The sequence below is a fragment of the Kribbella jejuensis genome (assembly GCF_006715085.1).
Lineage (GTDB): Bacteria > Actinomycetota > Actinomycetes > Propionibacteriales > Kribbellaceae > Kribbella > Kribbella jejuensis.
In genome coordinates this window covers 2,946,422-2,968,158 of sequence record NZ_VFMM01000001.1, presented here as the reverse complement: position 1 = coordinate 2,968,158, position 21,737 = coordinate 2,946,422, and the positions used below count along the sequence as shown (strand labels likewise).

Here is a 21,737-nt window from a genome sequence, read left to right as displayed (position 1 = left end):
CCAGGTGACCGGCTGTCACGGGGAGTCGCGGATGATCGTGTCCGAGCTGTTGGATGAACGGTTCCGTGCGAACCACGAGCTACTCGTTGCTGCCTGCGACCGCCTGCAGGCCGCGCTCGACGCGCGGACGGCGACTGATGCCCAGGTGAAGCGGCTCGCCACCATCAAGGAACTGCTCGTCCCGGTCACGGCCACCGACGTGGATGCCGACGGCAACGTCGTGCAGGTCCAGCGGCCGCGGCAGTTCCTCACGGTCGACCCGGACGGCAAGGGCCGTGCTGTCGAGGTCCTCGGCGATCTCGAGCACGCTAAGAACGTCGCCGTCCTGGTGCCCGGGATGGGGAACAGCCTGGACACGTTCCGCGGGCAGTCCGACCGTGGCGGCCTGATCCGGGACGAGGCCGGCCCGCAGGACACCGCCGTGGTGGTGTGGCTCGACTACGACTCGCCGCAAGGCTTGCTGCAGGCGGCCAGCAAGAAGGCGGCGATCGAGGGTGGACCGCGGCTCGCGGAGTGCCTGACCGAGCTCGACGAGCTGAAAGACCCGAACGCCGACGTCACGGTGGTCGCGCATTCGTACGGCACCGACGTCGCCGGGCAGGCCGTGATCAAGGGCGGCGCGCGGCCGACGCGGCTGGTGATGACCGGGTCGCCGGGGATCGAGAAGCACATCGACGAGGCTGCGGACTTCGTCCAGCCGCCGACCCGGCTGTTCACCGAGCGCGCGCCGGGCGACTACGTGTCGTACTCCGAGTGGCACGGGCCGGACCCGGCGAACTTTCCGGACGCGATCCGGATGGCGACGGCCGACCCGCGCGGCGAGGACCCGGTCTCAGTGCACTGGCACAACGAGTACTACCGCCCGAACAGCGAGGCGCTGCGCAACATCGGCCGGGTGGTCCGGGGCGATCTTGAGCACATCACGACGACGAGCACCGGACGCGGCGCGGAGACCGAGTTGGCGTGGGCGGTCCCGCTGAACGTGGCGGCGCACCTTGCTTCGACCGCCTACGACGAGGTGACTTCGCTGGACCGCGGAGCAGCGGTGGCGTACGACGGAGTTGTGGCGCCCGGGGGTCCGCCGCAAGGGTCCGGGGCCGCCGGCCCAAGGAGGGCCAAGATGGTGGAGCGAAGCGGTCGAGCGGAGGGGAGGCGGCGATGACGGACGACAGGGAGTTCCTGCGGAGCGAGTTGGTGGCGGTCGCGGAGGCCGTCGTACCCGACCAGCGGCCGGTCGTCACGCACGACCCGGGCCCGGTGAACCCCGGCGTACTGTTCGACGGCCGCGGGACGGCTACCGTCTCGAGGGTCACCGTCCAAACCGGCAACCCACAGGCGCCGGATCCGGCGGCCGAGGTCGAGGCCGCGGCGACGGCGTTGCGCGCCCGCGGCTGGTCAGCGGACGTCGTACCTGTGGAGAACGGTCATTATCGGGTCGCCGCGCGCCGCGACGGGTACGACGTCGCCGTGCACGCCTGGGCGACCGACTGGCGGATCACACTCACCGGGGAAACGCCCGTCGGCTCCTGAACCGGATGTACGGCGTGTCCTCGCCTGGCTTGGCCGCACGGTGTATCACGGAAGCGTGACCTTGACCGAAGCCCGCAACCACCTCCGCTCGGAACTCCTCGCGGTCGCGGCCGTCGTCGTACCTGGCCAGACGCCGGCGGTGACCCAGGATCCCGGACCCGTCGACCAGGGCGCGCTGTCCGACGACCGCGGGCCGGAGTCCGTCTGCACGATCACCGTCGAGACCGGCGACCCGACCGTCACCCCGGACCCGGAGGCGCAACTCGGCTTCGCCGCCGCCACCCTCGAGTCCCGCGGCTGGAAGGTGACGATCGCCGAACCCACCGACGACCGCCACGAACTCACCGCCCGCCGCCAGGGCTACGACCTCACGGTCACCGCCCGCAGCACCGACTGGCACCTGACCTTCACCGGCCAGACGCCGTACGTCGACGAACTCTAGGAGTCCGCGGCGCGCTCAGCCTCGCTGCGGAGTACGCAGAACTCGTTGCCCTCGGGGTCCTGCATCACGACCCAACCCTTGCCGTCGGGTTCGCGGCGGTCGTGGGCGATGGTGGCGCCGAGGGTGAGCAGCCACGCGACCTCCTCGTCGCGGGTGGTATCCGGGACCAGGTCGAGGTGGGCGCGGTTCTTCACCGACTTCTCGTCGTTGTTCTGCTCGAACAGGACGGTAATGCCGTCGGCCGGGACCGACGCGTACGGATCGCCGGGGTTGTCGTCGTCGGGGCGTTCGGCCTTCAGCACCTGCAGCCAGAAGCCGGCGAGTTCGTAGGGGTCGTGGGCATCGAACGTCACGGTCCGCACGCGAGAAGTCATGCGCAGAGGCTACTTCTGGAAGAGCAATCGGTCCTCGGGAATTTCGCTCACCTGGTACGGCGTGAGTCCGGCCTCGACCGCGATCTCGGTCAACGCGGGCGCGGTCCAGCGGTGGACGTAGATGTTCATCGGGTGGCCGCCGTACCCCGAGGTCTTGTGGGTGGACTGCTCGCCGACGTGGAACCCCGTCAACAGGAACCCGCCGGGTGCGAGGACCCGGTGAAACTCGGCGAAGGCCTGCGGTACGACGTCACGCGGCAGGTGGATGATCGACCACCACGACACCACGGCGGACGCGGAGCCGTCCGGGAGGTCGAGCGCGGTCATCGAGCCGACGCGGAAGTCGAGGTCGGGGTGGTCGCGGCGGGCGACCTCGATCATCCCCGGCGAGAGGTCGATCCCGACGACTGGCAGGTCCCGCGCGGCCAGCAGCCCGGTCGTCCGGCCGGGTCCACAGCCGACGTCGAGTACGGGCCGCCCGCTGCCGGCGACCAACTTCGCGAGCAGGTCGAACGCCTCGACCTCCCAGTCGGCGCCGTCCACCACGAGCTCGGCGTACGAGACCGCGACGTTGTCGTACGAGGTGCTGATGTCGTCCAGGTAGCTCACCCGGCCGAGCCTAGAGTCGGCCGGGGACAGTTTTCTCAGGCCTTGCCGAGGGACTGCTTCTGCCGGCCGAGGCCCTCGATCTCGAGTTCCATCGTGTCGCCCGGCGCGAGGTACGGGAACCGGCCGGACAGCGCGACGCCTTCCGGCGTACCGGTGTTCACGATGTCGCCGGGGCTGAGCACCATGTACTGCGAGAGGTCGCGGATCAGCGCCGCGACCGGGAAGATCATGTCCCGGGTGTTCGAGTCCTGCCGCGGCTCGCCGTTCACCCAGGAGCGGAGGTTCAGGTTCGTCGGGTCGACCTCGTCGGCCGGTACGAGGGCCGGGCCGAGCGGGTTGAACGTCTCGCAGCATTTGCCCTTCGACCACTGGCCGCCGGACACCTCGATCTGGAAGGTGCGCTCGGAGACGTCGTTCGCGATCGTGTACCCCGCGACGCAGGCGAGCGCCTCCTCGTCGGTCTCGACGTACCGCGCTTCCTTCCCGATCACGACGGCGAGCTCGACCTCCCAGTCGGTCTTCACCGAGCCGCGCGGCACGAGTACTTCGTCATCCGGGCCGACGACCGTGTTCGGGTGCTTGAAGAAGACGATCGGCTGCTTCGGCGGCTCGGCGCCACCCTCGGCCGCGTGCGCCGCGTAGTTCATGCCGATGCAGACCACCGCGCCGGGGCGGGCGATCGGCGCCCCGATTCGCAGGCCCTCGACCTCGGCCGCGGGTAGTTCGCCGGCGTCGAGGGCTGCCCGGGTGCGGGCGATGCCGTCGGCGGCGAGGAAGGAACCGTCGATGTCGGCGGTCAGCGGGGTCAGGTCGTGAACGGTGCCGTCGGCGGCGCGCACGTACGGGCGCTCCTCGCCGACTGCGCCCAGGCGGAGCAGTTCCATAGAAGTCTCCTAGGAATCCGAGGTGTCGAACATGGGCCGCAGCCGAGCGCGCGAGGACTCGATATGCGACCGCATCGCCGCGGCCGCCTCCTCCGGGTTGCCCTTGCGGACGGCGGTCACCACTGCCTTGTGCTCACGCAACGCCTTCGTCGCGATGCCGCCACCGTAGTACAGCCGGAACAGGTGCAGGTGGCAGTGCGTCCGCTGAAAGGACAGCCGGGCGGTCTCGTTACCGGATAGCTCGAGCACCAGGTCGTGGAACCGCTGGTCGTGCGCGGCCATCGCCCGGTAGCTCTCGTACGACGGACGGTCCGGTACGTCGGTGTAGCTCAGCATCTCGGCCTTGAGCCGGGCCAGGTCGTCCTCACCGGCCCGCTCCGCGGCGCGGCCGGCCGCCCACGGCTCGATGTGCAGCCGGTACTCGAACAGGTCCTCGAACTCGGCGAGCGTCAGCCGCGACGACACCCGGTACCCGCGCAGCGGCTCCTTGATCACCAGGCCGTCGGACTCCAGCCGGGCCAGCGACTCGCGGATCGGGGTCTGCGAGATGCCCAGCTCACGGGTCAGTGCATCGATGTTCAACCGGGTGCCCGGCTCGACCACGCTGTCCATGATCAGGCCCTTGACCGTCTCGTAGACGTCGTCGCTCAACACCTGCCGCTGCGGCAGCCGGGCAAGCTGGCCCGCCAGGCCCACGTGCGCATCAGTCACGGGTTACTCCTCCCGGGAAAGCCACCATTCTGCCCGACTCGCAGTCCGTCTTGACGCGTCCAGTGTGAAGCGGGAGCATCAGGATCGCAATATCCTATAGGATCTCGGGAGGAAAATGTGAGTACGGCGATCGTCCGGGCCGAGGCGTACCTGGTCGACCTCGAGGTCGAGACCGTCCGGACCGACGCCGTCCAGGCGTTCCTCAAACAGGAAACGGTGTTCGTGCGGCTGACGACGGCGGACGGGCTGACCGGCCTCGGCTACTCGTACACGATCGGCACCGGCGGCACCGCCGTACTCGCGCTGCTCCGCGACCACCTGCTGCCGCGGCTGACCGGAGCAGACGCGCGCAACGTGGAGGCCGTGTGGTCGGACCTGTTCTGGTCCACGCACGCGACGACCGTCGGCGCGATCACCTCGCTGGCGTTGGCGGCGGTTGACACGGCGCTCTGGGATCTGCGGTGCCTGCGGGCGGGCGAGCCGCTGTGGCGGCTGGCCGGCGGGTACCGGCAACAGGTCCCGCTGTACGACACCGAGGGCGGTTGGTTGCACCTGACAACGGATGAACTGGTCGCCGGCGCGCTCGCGTCGCAGAAGGCCGGCTGGCCGGGTGTGAAGCTCAAGGTCGGCAAGCCGCGGGTGCACGAGGATCTCGAGCGGCTGCGCGCGGTCCGGGACGCGGTCGGGCCGGCGATGGACATCATGGTCGACGCGAACCAGTCGATGACGTACCCCGAAGCCCGTCGGCGGGCCGCTGCCTTCGAGGCTGTGGATCTCTCGTGGTTCGAGGAGCCGCTGCCGGCCGACGACGTGACCGGTCACGTGCGGCTGGCCTCGGGGACCTCGATTCCGATCGCGGTCGGTGAGTCCTTGTACTCCGTTTCGCAGTTCCGTGAGTACGCCGCGGCCGGCGGCGCGGGGATCATCCAGGTGGACGTGGCGAGGGTCGGCGGGATCACCCCGTGGCTGAAGGTTGCGCACCTCGCGGAGACGTTCAACCTCGAGGTGTGCCCGCACTTCCTGATGGAGTTGCACGTGAGCCTGACGGCCGCCGTACCGAACGGGCGGTACGTCGAACACATCCCGCAACTGCGCGCGATCACGTCGTCCGAGATGGAGATCGTGGACGGGCACGCGGTCGCGCCCGACGTACCCGGCCTCGGGATCGACTGGAACCAGGACGCCATCGACGACCGCCGGGTCGGATGAGAGGGTACGGCGCATGAGCAGAGTCGACGCACATCATCACGTCTGGGACCTGAGCGTTCGCGAGCAGTCGTGGATGGTCGGTCCGGAACTGGACCCGATCCGGCGGAACTTCGCGATCACCGACCTCGCACCACTGGCCGCGGCCGCCGACGTCACCGCGACGGTGCTGGTCCAGACAGTCGGCGTGCTCGAGGAGACCGTCGAGTTCCTGGAAATTGCCGCGAGCAACGATCTGGTCGCCGGGGTGGTCGGGTGGGTCGACCTGACCGCGCCCGACGTCGCCGACACGCTGGCGTCACTCCAGGCCCGCCCGGACGGCTCGTACCTGAAGGCGATCCGCCACCAGGTCCACGACGAACCCGACAACGACTGGCTGCTACGCCCCGACGTCCAACGAGGCCTGGCCGCGGTCGCCGAAGCCGGCCTCGCCTACGACCTCCTGACCAAACCACCCCAACTCCCCGCCGCCATCCAGACCGCCCGCAACCTCCCCGGGTTGACCTTCGTCGTCGACCACATCTCCAAACCGGTCATCGGCCAACCCCTGGACCCGTGGGCCACCCACCTCCGAGAGTTGGCCGCCGAACCCAACGTCACCTGCAAACTCTCCGGCATGGTCACCGAAGCCAACTGGACCACCTGGACCCCCAAAGACCTCCAGCCCTACGCCGACGTAGTCCTGGAAGCCTTCACCCCCGCCCGCGTCATGTTCGGCTCCGACTGGCCCGTCTGCCTCCTGGCCGCCACCTACCCCCAGGTAGTCGAAACTGCCGAAACCCTCACCAAAACCCTGACCCCCGCCGACCAACAAGCCATCTTCACCACCACTGCCACCCGCACCTACAACCTCTAGGAGGTCAGCTGCGGCGGCCCGTGCGGCTTGCGAAGTTGTCGAGTGCGGTGATGACGTCTCGAGCGATCCACGCACGGTCACGTTTTCCGGTGGAGATCTGCTTCAGGATCGATGCGTCGACGAGTTGGTCGACTGCTCGTTGAGCCGCTGGTTGCGATACGGCCAAGTGCTCCTGGACATGCGCGACCGTGACGGCCGGCTGGCTGAGCAGGTGCGGCAGCAAGCGACGAGCGGCAGAACCCTTGCGGGACGGGAGATTCTGCTGCCAGTCCTCGTAGATCACGGTGAGGTCGGTGACGAGTTCGCGGCCGTTGCCGACCGCCGCGAACGACGCCCGGCTGAACTGGGTGATGATCGGCGCGGGGTCGCCGTCCCGGTACGCGCCGAGCGCCGCGAAGTACGCATCCGTGTCAGTGAGCAGCCCCGCCGAGACCGGCACCGTGAGGCGCCGGGTCACGCCCGACCGCCGCAGCATCGCGTGCACCAGTGTCCGTCCGGTACGGCCGTTCCCGTCGTTGAACGGATGGATCGTCTCGAACTGCGCGTGCGCGAGCGACAGGTGGGTGAGAACCGGCAGGTCGGTCCGTTTGCAGAACTCGACCAGATCGGCCACCAGCGCCGGAACCCGGTCGTGCCGGGGCGGGACGAACGTCGCGGTATGCGGTGTCGGGCCGCCACCGATCCAGACCTGGCTGTCGCGGAACTGCCCGGGTCGCGCATACGTCTGGTCGTGCATCAAGGCCCGATGGGCAGCGAGGATCGAGTCGGTGCTCAGGTCGTCGGCGAGGTCGATCGCTTTCTGCATGGCCTCGACGTTGGCGGCAACCAACCGGGCATTCTGCCCCGCGGACGCGTTCAGAGTGGCGATCGCCAAGGCCTTGGCGCCGGCGGTCACACCTTCGATCTGCGACGACGACGCCGACTCGGTGCGCAGCAGTACGACGGCCAGCGGCGCGAGCTCGCCGTCGGCGCGCGGGAGCGAGGCGGCCAGTTCCGCGTCGAACCGGGAGATCTCGATCAGCGCGTCCTCGGCCTCGGCCGCGACCTCGGACGGAACGTCGAAACCCAGCTCCGCGATCGTCGGAGGGATGGATGCCAGGTACGAACCGCGCGACTGCGCCCGCTCGCGCCGGGACATGGGCCCGTCCGTCCCGGCCCAATCGCACCGCTCCCAGCCGACCGAAAGTTCGTTCACTCCGCTCACTATATAACTTTCTCCAGATAAAGTTATATAAGCACTAGTCCGGGGGGAGGAACTCGACGCGGACGCCGAGGAGGCGGATGGGGTGGCGGAGGTCGAATTTGTCGAGGAGGGTCAGGGCGGTGGTGGCGATGACCTCGGGGTCCTGGGTGGGTTCGGGGAGTTTGCGGCTTTTGATGGGGGTGTAGAAGGTGGTGAAGCGGAGCTTCAGCCAGATTCGCTGGATGGTGCGGCCGTCGGCTACCACCTCGTTGGTTACCTCGGTGGCGATTCGGCGGATCTCGCGTTCGATGTCGGAGCGTTCGACCAGGTCGGTCTCGAAGGTTTCCTCGTGGCTGCGGGAGACCGGTTCGCGCGGGACGTCGGTGACCTGGGTGTCGCCGAGGCCGCGGCCGAGGGCGGCGTACCAGGTGCCCATCTTCGGGCCGAAGCGTTTCTGCAGGGCGTCGACGTCGGCGGCGGCCAGTTCGGCGACCGTGGTCAGGCCGAGTTCGTTGAGGTTGCGTTCCATCCGGGTACCGATACCCCACAGGTCGCGCACCGGGCGGTGGTCCATCACCTCTCGCCAGTTCGCGGCGGTCAGCCGGTAGATGCCGGCCCCGCCCGCCGCGCCCTCGAAGGGCTCCGCGTGCGAGCGCTCGTGCTTCGCGAAGTTCGTGGCGAGTTTGGCGCGGGTCTTGTTGTCGCCGATCCCGACGCAGCAGGTCAGACCGGTCCGCTCCAGCACCGCGGCCCGCAGCTCAGCGGCCAGCTTCTCCGGGTCGTCCGTCTCGGCACCGACGAAGCACTCGTCCCAGCCCCACACCTCGACCACCACCGGGAACGTCCGCAGCGTGTCCATCACCTCGGCCGACGCCGCGTCGTACGCCGCCGGGTCCGAGGGCAGGAACACCGCGTCGGGACACTTCTTGTACGCCGCCCGCACCGGCATCCCGGAATGTACGCCGTACGCGCGCGCCTCGTACGACGCGGTCGCGACCACCTGCCGGGGACGGGCCGGATCGCCGGACCCGCCGACCACGACAGGTAGTCCACGAAGTTCAGGCCGGCGCCGGATCTCCACGGCCGCGATGAACTGATCCATGTCCACGTGCAGGACCCACCAGCTCATAGCACACAGGTAACCACATCAGCTCGACGCACTGGAGTACGTCAGCAGCCCGCGCCGCCAGACGAACCGCACCAGCAGCAGCGCCACCACCGCGAGCCCGGCCCCGATCGCGACCGTCGACCAGCCGAGATCGCCGGCCAGCGCCCGGATCGGGAACGTCGTCGCGAACGCCACCGGGAACGCGAACGTCAGGAAGGTCCGTACCGCCACCGGGAAGAACACCAGCGGGTACCGCCCCGCCTCGACCAGGCTCAGGAACACGAAGCCGATCGGGTTCACCGACTGCAGCCAGAACGCCAGGAACGACAGCCCCGACCACACACACGTCAGCAGCACCAGCCCACAGCAGACCAGCACCAAAGCCTGCACGACCTGCCACGGCCCGAAGTTGATGTGAGCCTGCACGAGCCCGATCACGAGGACGACGATGCCGCTCGCAACGTTCGTCAGCTCCGCGACGTTGATCCACCGGAACGTCAGGTAGAACTGGCTCGACACCGGCCTGAGCAGTACGCCGTCCAGCTCGCCCTCGGTCAGGTACGTCGTCATCCGGTTCAGGTTCGGCGCGATGAACGTCGCGATCAGCCCGGTGACGATCTGGAAGACGCCGACCAGCGCGATCACCTCCGCGCGCGACCACCCGTGCACCTCGGACGTGAACCCGAACAGCAGCAACGTCGGTACGATCCCCAGCCCGAGCTGCACCAGCCCGACGAGCAACGTGGTCAGGAAGTGCGCCCGGAAGTGCGTCTCACGTACGACGGCCTGCAGGAAGAACCGCCGCCACAACCGCAGGTACCTCATGCGCCCACCGCCGAATACGACCGGATGCCCGCCGCCCACACGAGCCGGGCCAGTACCGCGAACACGACGACGTACCCGAGCTGGAAGCCCAACCCGGCCACGAGATCTCCACCGTCGAGCTGCCCCGCGACGACCTCCACCGGGAACGACACCGTGTACCGGAACGGCTGGTGGTCGACGAATCCGCGCGACCACGACGGCATCAGCGCCAGCGGTACGACGGCACCGGACAGCACGCTCGCGATGATCACCCGCGCCTGCACGAGCGCGCTGACGTCGTCCATCCAGAACGCCAGCGACGCGATCAGGATGTCGATCGTGAACACCAGCACCGCTCCGAGCAGGATGCTGACCGCGAACAGCACCCAGCGCCCCGGTGCGGCCGGGATCCGCATCGAGTCCCGGAAGATCCACCAGACGATGCCGATCATCGGTACCAAGGCGAACAGCTTGAGGAACTTCTCCGACAGGTTGTTCGCGACGAACTTCGTCAGCAGCGACGCCGGCCGCACCATCCAGCTGGACAGCTTCCCGAGCCGGATGTCCTGGGCGAGGAACGCCGCCATCCACGACGAGGTCGCCATCGTGACGAAGCCGAGCAGGACGAAGTACGTCGTGACGTACTGCTTGTCGACCGGCAACCGCGCCCCGCTCGCGAGGGCCGTGCGCCAGATCAGCAGCGAGATGATCGGCATGCAGATGTTCGACACCATGAAGATCACCCAGGCCGCGCGGTACACGGACTGCTGCGCGATCTCGGCCGCCGTCATTCGCCGTACGACGCGGAGGTTCCGTGCGACCGTGCCCTTCACAGCGAGCTCCGGCGCTGGAACAGGTCGCGCATGATGTCCTCGATGTCGGCGTCCGCGACGTCCAGGTCGACGAGCGGTCCGAGCCGGGTCAGCTGCTCCATCACGGCGCCGGCGCGGTCGCGATCCGCTTCGAGTTCGACCGTCGTACCGGACACCTCGACGTCGGTCACCCCGTCGAGCTGACCGACGTCCACCGGCGCGGCGTACGTCGCGCGGACGAGCTTGCGCGGTCGCGCCGTACGGACGAGCTCGTCGAGGCCGCCGTCGTACTGGAGCCGGCCGTGGTCGATGATCATCACCCGCGAGCAGAGCGCCTCGATGTCGTCCATGTCGTGGCTGGTGATCAGGATCGTGGTACCGCGGAGCCGGTTGACGTCGGCGAGGAAAGAGCGGACGCGGGCCTTCGCGACCACGTCCAGCCCGATCGTCGGCTCGTCCAGGAACAGGATTTCCGGGCCGTGTACGAGCGCCGCCATCAGCTCGAGCTTCATCCGTTCACCGAGCGAGGTCTTGCGGACCTGGACGTTCAGCAGGTGTCCGACCTCGAGCAGGTCGGCGAGTTCGCTGACGTTGCGGTCGAACTCCGTGGTGGACAGGCCGTACATGTCCTTGTGCAGCAGCAGGCTCTCCATCGCCGGGACGTCCCACCAGAGCATGGTCTTCTGGCCCATCACAAGCGCGATCCGGCGCAGGTACTCGTGCTTGCGGGCGGACGGGGTGTGGCCGAGGACCTGCAGGTCGCCGGAGGTGGTGTAGAGCAGGCCGGACAGCATCTTCAACGTGGTCGTCTTGCCGGCGCCGTTCGGGCCGAGCAGCCCGACGACCTCGCCGCGGCCGATGTCGAAGGTCACCCGGTCGACGGCGAGACGGGTCTCGTACGTACGCCGTACCAAGCTCTTCAACGCCCCGCCGAGGCCGGCGCGCTGCTGGTGGAAGGTGTAGGTCTTGGTCAGATCATGTGCCGCGATGACAGGCGGCAGGGCGTGAACAGACGTCACGGGTGTGCACCGCTTTCGAGAGAACGTCAGGACCGGGCAGCATCCACGCGCAAACGCGCAGAGCGCAGGACGCACGCTTCGCCGAGCAAAATCAGCCGGCGGCCCCGAAGGTCCGTCCCGGCTACGCGGTCCGGTCCGACCGCGTGGGCTGGGTTCGAATCAACCCTTGTCTCGACGAGCTGGCGACATCGCTCCCTGTGGTCCTTTCGACGTGCGGCTGCCGTCCCCACCGTATTCCGATCCGGAAAGCGTCGTCCAGCCGGTTTCAGCGCCGGAAGGCCTCCCGGTGTGCGCCGACCCAGTCGGCGAACGACCGCGCCGGCCTCCCGAGGACCCTCTCGACGGTGTCCGTGGCTGCCGGCGTCACGACCTTCGCATACCGCTCCATCAGCGCGCGGGCGAACGTCTCCGGCAGACCGTTGGCGACCATTCCCCGTACGGCGGCCTCCGCCGGAACCTCCTGGAACTGCAACGGCAGACCGAGGACGGAACCGATGACGTCCACCAGCTCCCGCTGCGTCAACGACTCCGGCCCGGTGACCGCAAGTCGCTGCCCGTCCCACCTGTCGTCGACCAGCACCTCGGCCAGTACCGCGGACACGTCGGCCTCGTCGATCAACGCCTCGGCGAAGTCGCCGTACGGCGCCCGCACGACGTCGCCGGCCCGGACCTGCGCCCCGAACAGGCCGATCGCGTTCGCCGCGAACGACGTCGGCCGTACGGCGACCCATGGCAGCCCGCCCGCGACGACCGCCGCCTCGACCTCCCGGTTCCGGTCGCCGTTCCACCGTGACGGCTGCAGCGCGGGGTCGTCGTCGACGTTGATCGCCGACATCACCACCACCCGCCGGACGCCGTATTCGGCCGCGAGCGCGACCAGCCCGGCCGCCTGCTCGCCGACCGCCCGCGGGTGCACGAACAGGACGTCGACGTCCTTCAGCGTGGGTGCCACGCTGCCGAGCTCGCCGAGGTCCGCCGCGAACCGCTCGACGCCCGCCGGCACCTCCGCCACCGAACGTCCGACCACCCGAACCGCCGCCCCGCGCCCGACGAGCGAGGCAACCAACGCCCGCCCAACCGTTCCTGTCCCACCGGTGACCAGAATCATCTTCTCCTCCTAGATATGAATTTCATATATTATGATTCTCATACTAACCATCGAGGAGACCGATGAACGAACTCGAGCTGTCCGCCGGAACCGTGCAGTACGTCGACCGCGGGACCGGGCCGGTCGTCGTACTGCTGCACGGACTCCTGATGGACGCGTCGTTGTGGGACGACGTGATCGCCGACCTGTCCGCGGACCACCGCTGCATCGCGCCGACGCTGCCGTTCGGCGCGCACCGGATGCCGATGAACGCCGACCTCTCGCTCCCGGGGATCGCCCGCCTGGTGGTGGAGTTCCTCGACCGCCTCGACCTGGAGGACGTCGTACTTGTCGGCAACGACACCGGGGGAGCCGTTGTCCAGCTCGTCCTTCGGGACGATCCGCGGCGGGTCGGCCGTGCCGTGCTCGCGTCGTGCGAGGCGTTCGACAACCTCCCGCCGGGGCTGACGGGGCGCTCGCTCGCGCTGTCCGGCAAGCTGCCGCCCGCGCTGTTCGGAGCGTTCATGCAACAGTTGCGGGTGAAGGCGATCCGGCGGTCGCCGCTCGCGTTCGGGTCGTTGACGAAGCGCGGCGACGCCACGACGGCGGGCTGGATCCGCCCGGTTCTCGAGCAGCCCGAGATCCGCGCGGAGACGGTCCGAATGCTGCGGGCGGTGTTCGCGAACCGCCGTGTGCTCGAGGAGGCCGCGCCGGAGCTCGCGCACTTCGACCGGCCCGCGCTCGTCGTGTGGGCGGCCGACGATCGGGTGATGCCGCTCGACCACGGGCGCCGCCTCGCCTCGCTGCTGCCCAATGCCGAGCTCGCACTGATCGAGGACAGCTACACGTTGATCCCCCTGGACCAGCCGGCGCGGTTCGCGGAGCTGATCAGACGATTCGCCTAGAGGCTCTGCGCATCTGTTGCGACGTCACGACGTAGCCGAGCGAGTCGTACAGATTGATCGCCGTACGGTTGTCACCGAACACGTTCAGGTCCAGCTGGCTGTACCCGCGCCGCCGGCACTCCTCCTCGCCGGCCGGCATGATTGCCGCGACTCTAGGCTGAGCGGCATGGAGTTGACGCTCGAGGTGGCTCAGAAGTTGTTGGCGACGCAGCCGTTCAGTGTGTTGGTCGGGGCGCGGGTGACCGCGTTCGGGGATGGTGGGGCGACGTTGGAGCTCGACATTCGCGAGGACCTTCAGCAGCAGAACGGGTTTCTCCACGGGGGAGTGCTGAGTTATGCGGCCGACAACGCGCTCACGTTCGCGGGCGGTACGGCGCTCGGGCCCGAGGTGCTGACGGGCGGGTTCACCATCAACTACCTGCGTCCGGCGCAGGGCGCCGTACTGCGGGCCGTTGCCAAGGTCGCCCATTCGACCACCCGCCAGGCGACGTGCACCTGCGAACTCAGCACCGTCAACGGCGACACCGAAACCCTGTGCGCACTGGCCCAGGGCACGGTGATCGCCGTACGCCGCTGATCACTTGAAGCTGGAGAGGAAGGTTTTCAGGAGGGGGCCGGCGGTGTGGGAGCCGGATTCGCCGCCTTCGACGATGACCGCGAACGCGACGTCACCGCGGTAGCCGGCCATCCACGCGTTCGTGGTGACCTTGCCGCCGACGACGACCTCGGCCGTACCGGTCTTCGCCGCGACCGCGCCGTTGCCGGCCAGCACCTTCGCCGTACCGCCCGTCACCGTCGTGCGCATGAACGTCCGCAGCGCCGCAACAGTTGCCGCGGGCAACGGAGACGCCGCCGGACCGGCCGCGTCCTTGCCCGGTACCAGTACCGGCTTCATCGCCGTACCGTGGTCGACCGTCGCCGCGACCAGCGAGATCGCCAGCGGGCTGGCGGTCACCGTACCCTGGCCGATCATCGACGCGGCCTCCTCGACGTCGTCCTTCGGCAGCGGGACCTGACCACCGTACGCCGACAGCGACAGGCCGAGGTCGCGCCCGATGCCGAACATCGCCGCCGCCTTGGTCATCCCGTCCTTCGGCAGCTTCGCGTGCTGCGAGATGAACGCGGTGTTGCAGGACTCGTTGAACGCCTTCTGCATCGTGCCGGTGCCGTACGCGGTCAGACCGTCGTAGTTCTTGAAGGTCTTGCCGAAGACGTTGATCGTCGGCGTACACGGCAGCGGCGTCGTCGTGGTCTCACCGGCACCGAGCAGCGCCGCCGAGGTGACGATCTTGAACGTCGAACCGGGCGCGTACCGGCCCTGGAAGGCGCGGTTGTAGCTGGTCGGCTGCGGGCCGTTCGCCGCGGCCAGGATCTGACCGGTGGACGCCTGGACGGCGACCAGCGACGCGGGCAGCTTGCTCGCCGCCAGCGCGGCCTCGGCCGCCTTCTGCATGTTGGTGTCGAGCGTCGTCTTCACCGGCTGCCCGGCGGTGCCCTTCTGGGTGAAGACGGTCTTGATCGTCATCTTGGTCTTGCCGTCCCGCAGCGTCACCGTGCCGCCCGGCGTACCGGCGAGCTGCTGCTGGAACGCGTACTGCAGCCCGGTCGTCCCGACCTGGTCCTGCGCCGACGCCGTCGGGCCCGCGTTCTTCAGCGTGTCCGCGGTCGCGGTCTTCATCGTGCCGAGGATCGACTTCGCGAACGTCGCGGTCGGCGGCAGCGACTGCGTACCGCCCATCGTCAGAACGCCCGGCAGCGCCTGCATCTTCGGCCGCAGCGCCTCCCACTCCTCGGCGCGGATGGTGATCGCGTCCACGAACTGCCCGGCCGGTGCCGCCTTCGCCCGCGCGGCCAGCTTCGCACCGTCGACCTGGAGGTACTTCGTGAACGCCGCGTACGTCGCCGCGGTCGCCTTCGTACCGGATGCGACGCCGACGATCACGACTTGCCGGTTCGCGGTCAGCGCGACGCCGTTGCGGTCGAGGATCGAGGCCCGGGCCGGCAGCGCGCGGACCCGCTTCAGATAGTTGTTGTCGCCGAGGCCCGGGTAGATGGTGTCGCCGGAGGCCTTGATCTTCCAGCTGCCGCCGGTCTTCACCGCGGTCGCCGTACTCGTCCACTTCATCGTGCCGATGCCGCGCAGTTGCGCTTCGACCGCGAGGTTCTGGGTGCAGTTGTTGCCGTCGGAGCACTTCGGGACGTCCTGCGGGGTGACCGTCACGGTGCTCGCGACCAGCGCGGTGTCCACGTCGTCGAGGCGCTTCGCGAACACGGTCGGGTTGTCGGTGAGCGCCCCGGCCGCGTCCGGCTTCCCGTTCGGCGCCCAGGCCTGCACCCAGGCGTCGGCGAACTGCTTGATGACCGCGCCGGACGCCTTCTGCTCGTCGTTCCCGGACTTCCCGCCACCGGACTTGCTGTCCGAACAACCAGCGGTGATCAGCAGACTACTCAGGCACACGATCGCAGTGGTTCGCTTCACGTTCTCAACTCTCGCACGACGACGGATGGACACCGGGACACGGCCTTCGGCGTGTGGCTACCTCTCGGAACCTACTCAACCTACCCAAGTACGACGCCCGGTCCCGCTCAGGAGTTGGCCGGAGAGGATGCGTGAATCGGAAGCAAGTCGGGGCGCGTATCGGGCTGCCGCCATCTGGAACCGCGTTCCACGGGGCGCCGTCGGCGGCGTATTCTGCTCGTTTGTGACCCGCCTTGCGCTGCACAGCCGCCTGATCCCCGGGACCGAAGAGGCCTACGAGTCCGAGCACGCCCGCGTCTGGCCGGAACTGATCACGGTGATGCACACCGCCGGGATCAGGGACTGGTCGATCTGGCGCAGCGGCCGGGACCTGTTCCACCTGGTCGAGGCCGACGACTTCGAGGCCGCACTCGCGTACCTGAAAGACAACCCGACCGACCAGCGCTGGCAGCAACATATGAGCCAGTTCGTCGAGGGCTTCGCCCAGAACCCCGAGGGCGTCGCCGGCCAGTCCCTCCGGCACGTATGGACGATGAGCGAGCAGGTCGACTAGTACATCTCCCAGACGAGCACCTCGGCCCCGGCAGGTCCCGCGGTCAGCTGCCCGCCCTCGTCGGTCAGCCGTACGGCGTCCGCCGTCCCGAGCTCGACGCCGTCGAGGGTCGCCGTACCGGTGGCGAGAAAGACATGCAGGTACGGCGCTGCGGGCAGCGTGATCGCACCGCCCGGAGCCAGTCGCGCGACGGACATCCCGGCGGCGGGCTGGTTGATCCGGATCGCGGTGGACGTCGAATGCTTCGCGAGACCCGACACCACCGGGACGAGCTCACCGGTGGACAGGTCGAGCTCCGCCTGTTCGTACGACGGCGGCAGGTCGAACCGGTCCGGCCGGACCCACATCTGCACGTAGTGCACCGGCTCGGCCCCGTCGTTCCACTCCGAGTGCTGGATCCCGGACCCGGCCGTCATCCGCTGAGCGAGACCGGGATGCACCTCACCGCTGTTGCCCTGCGAATCCCGGTGTGCCAGTGCGCCCCGCAGTACCCAGGTGACAATCTCGAGATCCTGATGCGGATGCGTCCCGAACCCGGTGCCCGGAGCAACCGTCTCGTCGTTGTGCGCCACCAGGAACCCGAACCCGACATTCGCCGGGTCGTAGTGCGCCCCGAACGAGAACGAATGCCGCGAGTCCAGCCACTCCTCAGACGTCCGGAACCGCTCGCCCGCGCGATGGATCTCCACAGGTTCTAGTAATACCCGGTCTCACCGTCGAGCAACTCACGCATCGCATCCAGGTGCCCGACGTGCCGCGCGGTCTCCTCGACCATGTGGATCAGGATCCACCGCAGCGACGGCTGGTACTCCGGGTCCTTCCCGACGTCGTCCAGCGAATGCGCCGCAGTGATCCGGTTCGACTCCGCGTACTGCGCCTCGAACTCGTCCAGCAGCTGAGTCAGCGGTACGCCCTCCACCCGCATGTCGGCGCTCTCCGGTTCGTCCTGGAACTGCGGGTTGCTCGACTCCGGCTCGCCCAGGAAGATCACGTTGAACCAGCAGTGCTCGGTCCACCGCATGTGCGACACGAGCCCGGCCGGAGTCATCAACGGCGACTGCGGCAGCACCGCCCGGTACTCGTCCTCGGGCCGCAACTCTTCGAGCTTCCGCCGTACCAGCATCCGCTGCAGATCCAGCCACCCGACCAACTGAGTCCGCTCATCAGCCACGATCGGCGGCCGCTTGTCACGCAGGTTCATACCGCGAACCTAGTGGATGACGAACGGACTGCGCCGCTCGGTGGGCGGCGCAGTCCGGTCCTAGGTGAGACGCTCCGTCAGCCGGTTGGGTTCCCGTTGTCGGAGCCGAGGGTGGCGGTGATGGTCATGGCCTTGCCGTTGCGGGTGATGCTGAGCTTGACCTGATCGCCCGGGCGGTGCGAGCGGACCGCGGCGACCAACGCGTCCCCTGACGCGATCGCCTTGCCGTCCACAGCGGTGACCACATCACCTGACTGCAGGCCGGCCTTGTCCGCCGCACCGCCGGACGTGACCTCGCCGAGGCGTGCTCCGTTCGTGAGCCCGTCGGAGGACTGCGCGTCACCGACCGTCACACCGAGCCGCGCATGCGTGGCCTTGCCCTTGGCCACCAGCTCGTCGATGATCGGCTTGGCCTGGTCGATCGGGATCGCGAACCCCAGGCCGATGTTCCCGCCTTCGGATTGTCCCGATCCGCCGGCGGTTTTGATCGCGCTGTTGATACCGACCACCTGGCCGGCGAGGTCGATCAGGGCGCCGCCCGAGTTACCCGGGTTGATCGCGGCGTCCGTCTGGATGGCTGGGAAGACCGTCGTACTGTCCTGCTGTTCGTCGCCCGACGTCACCGGGCGGTTCAGCGCCGAGACGATCCCGCTCGTCACCGTCGACTCGAGACCGAACGGCGAACCGATCGCCACCACGCCCTGGCCGACCGCGAGCTTGCCGCTCTGGCCGAGCGTGGCAGGCGTCAGATCGGTCGCGTTCGCGTGGATGACCGCGAGGTCGGTGAGCGGGTCGGTGCCCTTGACCGTCGCCGGTATCGTGCGGCCGTCGTTGAGTACGACGGTCAGCGACGCGTCCTGCCCGGCGCCGGAGACCACGTGGTTGTTGGTGACGATCAGGCCGTCCTTGCTGATCACGATGCCGGACCCGGTCGCCTGGCCCTGGCTGGTCGCGACCGCGATCTTCACCACGCTCGGCAGGACCTTCGCGGCGGCGCTCTGCACCGAGCCGTCAGGTGCCGACGCAGGCGCGGCCTGGTTGCCGTTGAGCGGCGCGGTCACCGACGGCGTGTTGGTGCTGTGGTCGTTGCTGGCCGAGTAGACCGCCGCACCGCCGACGCCGCCCGCCGTACCGACCAGGAGCGCGGTGAGCGCTACCGCGGCCAGTCCGAGGCGGCGCTTCTGCTTCGGAGCGGTGGCAGTGGCCTGCTGGGGTCCGAGCGGCCAGCCCGGGGCGGGAGACGTCCCCTGATGCGTCCCCGGCGCCCCGAACTGCGGGTAAGCGCCCCCACCTGAGGGGTACTGTCCCGGCCGCTGCCCCTGCGGCCCCGAGTCCAGCCGCGGCTGCCCGCCTTGCGGCGCGTACTGCTGCTGCTGATGCTGCCCGTACATCGGCAACTGCTGCGTCCGCTCCGGCCCTTGCTGTCCCTGTGCGTTCGGGCCGGGTTGCTGCTGCGGCTGCTGCGGCTGGTTCTCGGTCATGTCCCGTACTTTGTCGGCCGGACCTTAAAAGGGCCTGAAGATCCGCTCGGAGCCGCCGAAGAACTCGATGAAGATCCTCTGAAGGACCTGTCAGCTTGCGGTCAGGAACGATCAGCGGGTCTGCGTTGCGGCGTGGGGCAGCCAGAGCGTGAACTGGGCGCCGGCTCCGGGGGCGTTGCGGGCGTAGATCATGCCGCCGTGTTGTTCTGCCGCGTGCTTGACGATGGCCAGGCCGAGACCTGAGCCCGGGCGGCTGCGGGCCTCGCTGGAGCGGTAGAAGCGGTCGAAGACGTGCGGCAGGTCGGCGTCGGCGATTCCGGGGCCGGAGTCGGTCACGGTCAGTACGCCGTCCTGCAGGCGTACCGTGACGTGGCCGATGGGCAGGCCGTCGGTGCGCTGCTCCGCGCCCTCCGGGACGCTGTACTTCGCCGCGTTGTCGAGCAGATTCGTCACGGCACGTCCCAGCAAGCGCTCGTCACCCCAGACCGGGAACGGCGACAACTGCACGTCCCACTCGAGGCCGGGCGCGCGTCGCCGTACCTTGATAACGGCGTCCTCGACCACGTTGGAAAGCTCGATCAGCTCCGCGTTGCGGACCTGCGGAGTGTCGCGTGCCAGCTCGGTCAGGTCGCCGATCAGCTGGGTCAGCTCGTCCATCTGGGCGCGTACGTCGTCCAGCAGCTGCTGCCGATCCTCCGCACGGAGCCCGCCACGCTTGTCCGCCTGGGCGAGCAGGTCGAGGTTCGTCCGGACGCTGGTGAGCGGCGTCCGCAGCTCGTGCCCCGCGTCGCCGACGAGCCGGCGCTGCCGGTCCCGGGACTGCGCGAGTGCGTGCAGCATCGCATTGAACGCCATCGCGAGGCGGGAGATCTCGTCCGTACCGCTGACCGGGATCGGCTTCAGGTCCTCGGTCGCGGCGACGTGCTCGGCCGCCCCGGTCAGTCGCGCCAACGGACGCAGACCCGAGCGGGCTACCGCGTTGCCGGCCAGAGCGGCCCCGATCACACCGATCAGCCCGAACGCCCACAACACGATCCCGAGGTTGTGCAATGTCTGATCGATGGGCCCCAACGACTGCGCAACCACCAGCGCGCCTGGTTGGAGGAAGTCCGCATCGTCCTGGCACTGGTCACTGAACCCGACCGGACAGAACTTGGCGGGCACCGCCACCACCCGGAAGTGTGAACCACCGTTGCGGGCGCCGACGGTCCGCAGGCTGGAGCTCCTGTTTCCGGTGGCGACCTGCAGTTCGGATTGCCCCATCGGGGGGAGTGGGCTGTTCTGAGCGCCGTACTGATCGCCGTTGGCGCTCAGCACCCCGACTCGGATGTCGCTGAGGCCGAGCGCGTCCGCGGAAGCCCGCCGCAGGTTCTCGAGGTTGGTCAGGACGCCGTTGCGGGACGCCTGCACGACGCGCTGCGACAAGCTGTTGTCGAGGTTCTGGTACATCTGCTGGCGGACGGTGATGTACGCCGCGATGCTGACGATCGCCACCGCCAGGCCGACCGCAACCGCGGCGAGGAGGGTCACGCGGGCGTGCAGGCTCAGCTTGTGGAGGGTCTCGTTCCACCAGTTCTGGGTCCGGGCGGCCGTCGCCGCCACCCGGCTGCCGTTGCCGTTCGCAACAGGCTGACCGGGCGCTGCCTGCTGCGTCGGCTGCTGCGTCGGCTGTTGCGTGGGCGCGGGTGGTTGTTGCGGTTGCGGCGGTGGCGCACCGGTGTACGACGGAAAATCCTGGGGGTGTTGCTGGCTCACGGTGGGGTGTCCCTCAGCACGTAGCCGATGCCGCGGACGGTGTGGATCAGCCGCGGCAGACCGTTCACCTCGGTCTTGCGGCGCAGGTACCCGATGTAGACCTCGAGCGAGTTGGCGGTGGTCGGGAAGTCGTAGCCCCAGACCGCGTCCAGGATGACCGCACGCTCCAGCACCCGGCGCGGGTTGCGGATCAGCAGCTCGAGCAGCGAGAACTCGGTGCGGGTGAGCTGGATCGCCACGTTGCCGCGGTGTACCTCGTGCGCGTCGACGTCGACCACGAGGTCGCCGTACTGCAGGACCTCGCCACGCTGGCCGCCTTCGCCGGGGGTGCTGCTGCGGCGCAGCAGTGCGCGCAGCCGGGCCAGCAGTTCCTCGAGCGCGAACGGCTTGGTCAGGTAGTCGTCGCCGCCGGCGTCCAGGCCGTCCACCCGGTCCGCGACCGCGTCCCGCGCGGTCAGCACCAGGATCGGCACATTGTTGCCCGCGGCCCGCAACGCCTTGGTGGTCTCCAGGCCGTCCAGGCGCGGCATCATCACGTCCATCACCACGACGTCCGGCTCGACGTTGCCGATCACGGCGAGCGCCTCGGCGCCGTCGGACGCGGTCACCACTTCGAAGTCGTTGAACTCCAGCGAACGGCGCAGCGAGTCCCGGACCGCCCGGTCGTCGTCCACCACCAGTACCCGCATCTGTAGTCCCCGCTCCGCTAGAAGTTCCGCCACCGAGAGTAGGTCGCTT

At 68.9% G+C, this 21,737-nt stretch carries 25 protein-coding genes; 8 read left to right on the top strand and 17 right to left on the bottom strand.

Going from position 1 to position 21,737, the window contains the following annotated elements; genetic code table 11:
* Positions 1-31 precede the first annotated feature (31 nt).
* From FB475_RS14595 to FB475_RS14585, 3 genes are read left to right on the top strand one after another with little or no spacing between them, the layout of a single operon-like run.
* Positions 32-1,162, top strand: a complete 1,131-nt coding sequence (locus tag FB475_RS14595; RefSeq protein WP_141856313.1) for an alpha/beta hydrolase — start codon at positions 32-34, stop codon at positions 1,160-1,162.
* Positions 1,159-1,530 carry a hypothetical protein gene (locus tag FB475_RS14590; protein WP_141856311.1) on the top strand — a complete coding sequence of 124 codons (372 nt, stop codon included), beginning with the start codon at positions 1,159-1,161 and terminating at the stop codon, positions 1,528-1,530. The genes FB475_RS14595 and FB475_RS14590 overlap by 4 nt, the downstream gene beginning before the upstream one ends.
* 55 nt (positions 1,531-1,585) lie before the next feature.
* The gene (locus tag FB475_RS14585) at positions 1,586-1,972 is read left to right on the top strand and encodes a hypothetical protein (protein WP_238332145.1); all 387 of its coding nucleotides are present in this window, start codon (positions 1,586-1,588) and stop codon (positions 1,970-1,972) included.
* Here FB475_RS14585 and FB475_RS14580 read toward each other — a convergent pair.
* The 4 genes from FB475_RS14580 to FB475_RS14565 are packed head-to-tail and all read right to left on the bottom strand — an operon-like array spanning position 1,969 to position 4,550.
* Positions 1,969-2,346, bottom strand: coding sequence for a VOC family protein (locus FB475_RS14580; protein ID WP_141856309.1), 378 nt, complete (start codon positions 2,344-2,346; stop codon positions 1,969-1,971). The genes FB475_RS14585 and FB475_RS14580 overlap by 4 nt on opposite strands.
* Before the next feature lie 9 nt (positions 2,347-2,355).
* A complete protein-coding gene (locus FB475_RS36765) occupies positions 2,356-2,955 on the bottom strand; it encodes a class I SAM-dependent methyltransferase (RefSeq protein WP_185759254.1) in 600 nt (199 codons plus the stop codon).
* Between the two features lie 35 nt (positions 2,956-2,990).
* Positions 2,991-3,839 carry a fumarylacetoacetate hydrolase family protein gene (locus tag FB475_RS14570; RefSeq protein ID WP_141856305.1) on the bottom strand — a complete coding sequence of 283 codons (849 nt, stop codon included), beginning with the start codon at positions 3,837-3,839 and terminating at the stop codon, positions 2,991-2,993.
* 9 nt (positions 3,840-3,848) lie between these two features.
* Positions 3,849-4,550 carry a GntR family transcriptional regulator gene (locus FB475_RS14565; protein ID WP_141856303.1) on the bottom strand — a complete coding sequence of 234 codons (702 nt, stop codon included), beginning with the start codon at positions 4,548-4,550 and terminating at the stop codon, positions 3,849-3,851.
* Between the two features lie 117 nt (positions 4,551-4,667).
* Here FB475_RS14565 and FB475_RS14560 point away from each other — a divergent pair, with 117 nt between their 5' ends.
* Positions 4,668-5,759, top strand: a complete 1,092-nt coding sequence (locus tag FB475_RS14560) for a mandelate racemase/muconate lactonizing enzyme family protein (RefSeq protein ID WP_185759253.1) — start codon at positions 4,668-4,670, stop codon at positions 5,757-5,759.
* A 13-nt stretch (positions 5,760-5,772) separates the two neighbouring features.
* Positions 5,773-6,612 carry an amidohydrolase family protein gene (locus tag FB475_RS14555; protein ID WP_141856300.1) on the top strand — a complete coding sequence of 280 codons (840 nt, stop codon included), beginning with the start codon at positions 5,773-5,775 and terminating at the stop codon, positions 6,610-6,612.
* A gap of 4 nt (positions 6,613-6,616) precedes the next feature.
* Here the strand turns inward: FB475_RS14555 and FB475_RS14550 are convergent, their stop codons facing one another.
* The 6 genes from FB475_RS14550 to FB475_RS14525 all read right to left on the bottom strand — a co-directional run bounded on the left by FB475_RS14550 (position 6,617) and on the right by FB475_RS14525 (position 12,646).
* Positions 6,617-7,807, bottom strand: coding sequence for a Fic family protein (locus FB475_RS14550; protein WP_202878329.1), 1,191 nt, complete (start codon positions 7,805-7,807; stop codon positions 6,617-6,619).
* A 43-nt stretch (positions 7,808-7,850) separates the two neighbouring features.
* Positions 7,851-8,924, bottom strand: coding sequence for a DNA polymerase IV (locus FB475_RS14545; RefSeq protein WP_141856298.1), 1,074 nt, complete (start codon positions 8,922-8,924; stop codon positions 7,851-7,853).
* An 18-nt stretch (positions 8,925-8,942) separates the two neighbouring features.
* Complete coding sequence (locus FB475_RS14540; protein ID WP_141856296.1) at positions 8,943-9,728, bottom strand: ABC transporter permease; 786 nt, start codon at positions 9,726-9,728, stop codon at positions 8,943-8,945.
* Positions 9,725-10,540 (bottom strand): ABC transporter permease, encoded by an 816-nt coding sequence (locus FB475_RS14535; protein WP_141856294.1) that lies wholly within the window; start codon positions 10,538-10,540, stop codon positions 9,725-9,727. The genes FB475_RS14540 and FB475_RS14535 overlap by 4 nt, the downstream gene beginning before the upstream one ends.
* Complete coding sequence (locus FB475_RS14530; protein WP_141856292.1) at positions 10,537-11,538, bottom strand: ABC transporter ATP-binding protein; 1,002 nt, start codon at positions 11,536-11,538, stop codon at positions 10,537-10,539. The genes FB475_RS14535 and FB475_RS14530 overlap by 4 nt, the downstream gene beginning before the upstream one ends.
* Positions 11,539-11,803: 265 nt before the next feature.
* Positions 11,804-12,646 (bottom strand): NmrA family NAD(P)-binding protein, encoded by an 843-nt coding sequence (locus FB475_RS14525; RefSeq protein WP_141856290.1) that lies wholly within the window; start codon positions 12,644-12,646, stop codon positions 11,804-11,806.
* Between the two features lie 62 nt (positions 12,647-12,708).
* On the opposite strand from FB475_RS14525, the gene FB475_RS14520 reads away from it, so the two are divergent.
* Positions 12,709-13,530, top strand: coding sequence for an alpha/beta fold hydrolase (locus tag FB475_RS14520; protein WP_141856288.1), 822 nt, complete (start codon positions 12,709-12,711; stop codon positions 13,528-13,530).
* Here FB475_RS14520 and FB475_RS14515 read toward each other — a convergent pair.
* A complete protein-coding gene (locus tag FB475_RS14515) occupies positions 13,514-13,669 on the bottom strand; it encodes an N-acetyltransferase (RefSeq protein WP_202878328.1) in 156 nt (51 codons plus the stop codon). The two genes, FB475_RS14520 and FB475_RS14515, sit on opposite strands and share 17 nt — an antisense overlap.
* A 27-nt stretch (positions 13,670-13,696) precedes the next feature.
* On the opposite strand from FB475_RS14515, the gene FB475_RS14510 reads away from it, so the two are divergent.
* A complete protein-coding gene (locus tag FB475_RS14510) occupies positions 13,697-14,107 on the top strand; it encodes a PaaI family thioesterase (RefSeq protein WP_141856286.1) in 411 nt (136 codons plus the stop codon).
* Here FB475_RS14510 and FB475_RS14505 read toward each other — a convergent pair whose 3' ends face one another.
* Complete coding sequence (locus FB475_RS14505) at positions 14,108-16,009, bottom strand: penicillin-binding transpeptidase domain-containing protein (RefSeq protein ID WP_141856284.1); 1,902 nt, start codon at positions 16,007-16,009, stop codon at positions 14,108-14,110.
* Between the two features lie 223 nt (positions 16,010-16,232).
* Here FB475_RS14505 and FB475_RS14500 point away from each other — a divergent pair, with 223 nt between their 5' ends.
* Positions 16,233-16,562 (top strand): L-rhamnose mutarotase, encoded by a 330-nt coding sequence (locus tag FB475_RS14500; RefSeq protein ID WP_141856282.1) that lies wholly within the window; start codon positions 16,233-16,235, stop codon positions 16,560-16,562.
* On the opposite strand, the gene FB475_RS14495 is transcribed toward FB475_RS14500, so the two are convergent.
* The 5 genes from FB475_RS14495 to FB475_RS14475 all read right to left on the bottom strand — a co-directional run bounded on the left by FB475_RS14495 (position 16,559) and on the right by FB475_RS14475 (position 21,688).
* On the bottom strand, positions 16,559-17,251 hold the full coding sequence (locus FB475_RS14495) for a pirin family protein (RefSeq protein ID WP_141856280.1): 693 nt from the start codon (positions 17,249-17,251) through the stop codon (positions 16,559-16,561). The two genes, FB475_RS14500 and FB475_RS14495, sit on opposite strands and share 4 nt — an antisense overlap.
* A 5-nt stretch (positions 17,252-17,256) precedes the next feature.
* Positions 17,257-17,763 (bottom strand): DinB family protein, encoded by a 507-nt coding sequence (locus FB475_RS14490; RefSeq protein WP_141856278.1) that lies wholly within the window; start codon positions 17,761-17,763, stop codon positions 17,257-17,259.
* Positions 17,764-17,840: 77 nt separating this feature from the next.
* Entirely contained in the window at positions 17,841-19,244 is a 1,404-nt protein-coding gene (locus FB475_RS14485) for a S1C family serine protease (RefSeq protein ID WP_141856276.1), read from the bottom strand.
* Between the two features lie 111 nt (positions 19,245-19,355).
* Positions 19,356-20,999 carry a sensor histidine kinase gene (locus FB475_RS14480; protein ID WP_238332144.1) on the bottom strand — a complete coding sequence of 548 codons (1,644 nt, stop codon included), beginning with the start codon at positions 20,997-20,999 and terminating at the stop codon, positions 19,356-19,358.
* Positions 20,996-21,688 (bottom strand): response regulator transcription factor, encoded by a 693-nt coding sequence (locus tag FB475_RS14475; RefSeq protein ID WP_141856275.1) that lies wholly within the window; start codon positions 21,686-21,688, stop codon positions 20,996-20,998. Before FB475_RS14475 ends, FB475_RS14480 begins: the two co-directional genes overlap by 4 nt.
* Positions 21,689-21,737: the final 49 nt, after the last annotated feature.

Excerpts from the sequence above, each read along its gene's own strand:
- FB475_RS14595 (WP_141856313.1), top strand. The coding sequence starts at position 32 with ATGATCGTGTCCGAGCTGTTGGATGAACGGTTCCGTGCGAACCACGAG.
- FB475_RS14590 (WP_141856311.1), top strand. The coding sequence starts at position 1,159 with ATGACGGACGACAGGGAGTTCCTGCGGAGCGAGTTGGTGGCGGTCGCG.
- FB475_RS14580 (WP_141856309.1), bottom strand. The coding sequence starts at position 2,346 with ATGACTTCTCGCGTGCGGACCGTGACGTTCGATGCCCACGACCCCTAC.
- FB475_RS14570 (WP_141856305.1), bottom strand. The coding sequence starts at position 3,839 with ATGGAACTGCTCCGCCTGGGCGCAGTCGGCGAGGAGCGCCCGTACGTG.
- FB475_RS14555 (WP_141856300.1), top strand. The coding sequence starts at position 5,773 with ATGAGCAGAGTCGACGCACATCATCACGTCTGGGACCTGAGCGTTCGC.
- FB475_RS14545 (WP_141856298.1), bottom strand. The coding sequence starts at position 8,924 with ATGAGCTGGTGGGTCCTGCACGTGGACATGGATCAGTTCATCGCGGCC.
- FB475_RS14540 (WP_141856296.1), bottom strand. The coding sequence starts at position 9,728 with ATGAGGTACCTGCGGTTGTGGCGGCGGTTCTTCCTGCAGGCCGTCGTA.
- FB475_RS14525 (WP_141856290.1), bottom strand. The coding sequence starts at position 12,646 with ATGATTCTGGTCACCGGTGGGACAGGAACGGTTGGGCGGGCGTTGGTT.
- FB475_RS14520 (WP_141856288.1), top strand. The coding sequence starts at position 12,709 with ATGAACGAACTCGAGCTGTCCGCCGGAACCGTGCAGTACGTCGACCGC.
- FB475_RS14515 (WP_202878328.1), bottom strand. The coding sequence starts at position 13,669 with ATGCCGGCCGGCGAGGAGGAGTGCCGGCGGCGCGGGTACAGCCAGCTG.
- FB475_RS14510 (WP_141856286.1), top strand. The coding sequence starts at position 13,697 with ATGGAGTTGACGCTCGAGGTGGCTCAGAAGTTGTTGGCGACGCAGCCG.
- FB475_RS14490 (WP_141856278.1), bottom strand. The coding sequence starts at position 17,763 with ATGAACCTGCGTGACAAGCGGCCGCCGATCGTGGCTGATGAGCGGACT.
- FB475_RS14485 (WP_141856276.1), bottom strand. The coding sequence starts at position 19,244 with ATGACCGAGAACCAGCCGCAGCAGCCGCAGCAGCAACCCGGCCCGAAC.
- FB475_RS14475 (WP_141856275.1), bottom strand. The coding sequence starts at position 21,688 with ATGCGGGTACTGGTGGTGGACGACGACCGGGCGGTCCGGGACTCGCTG.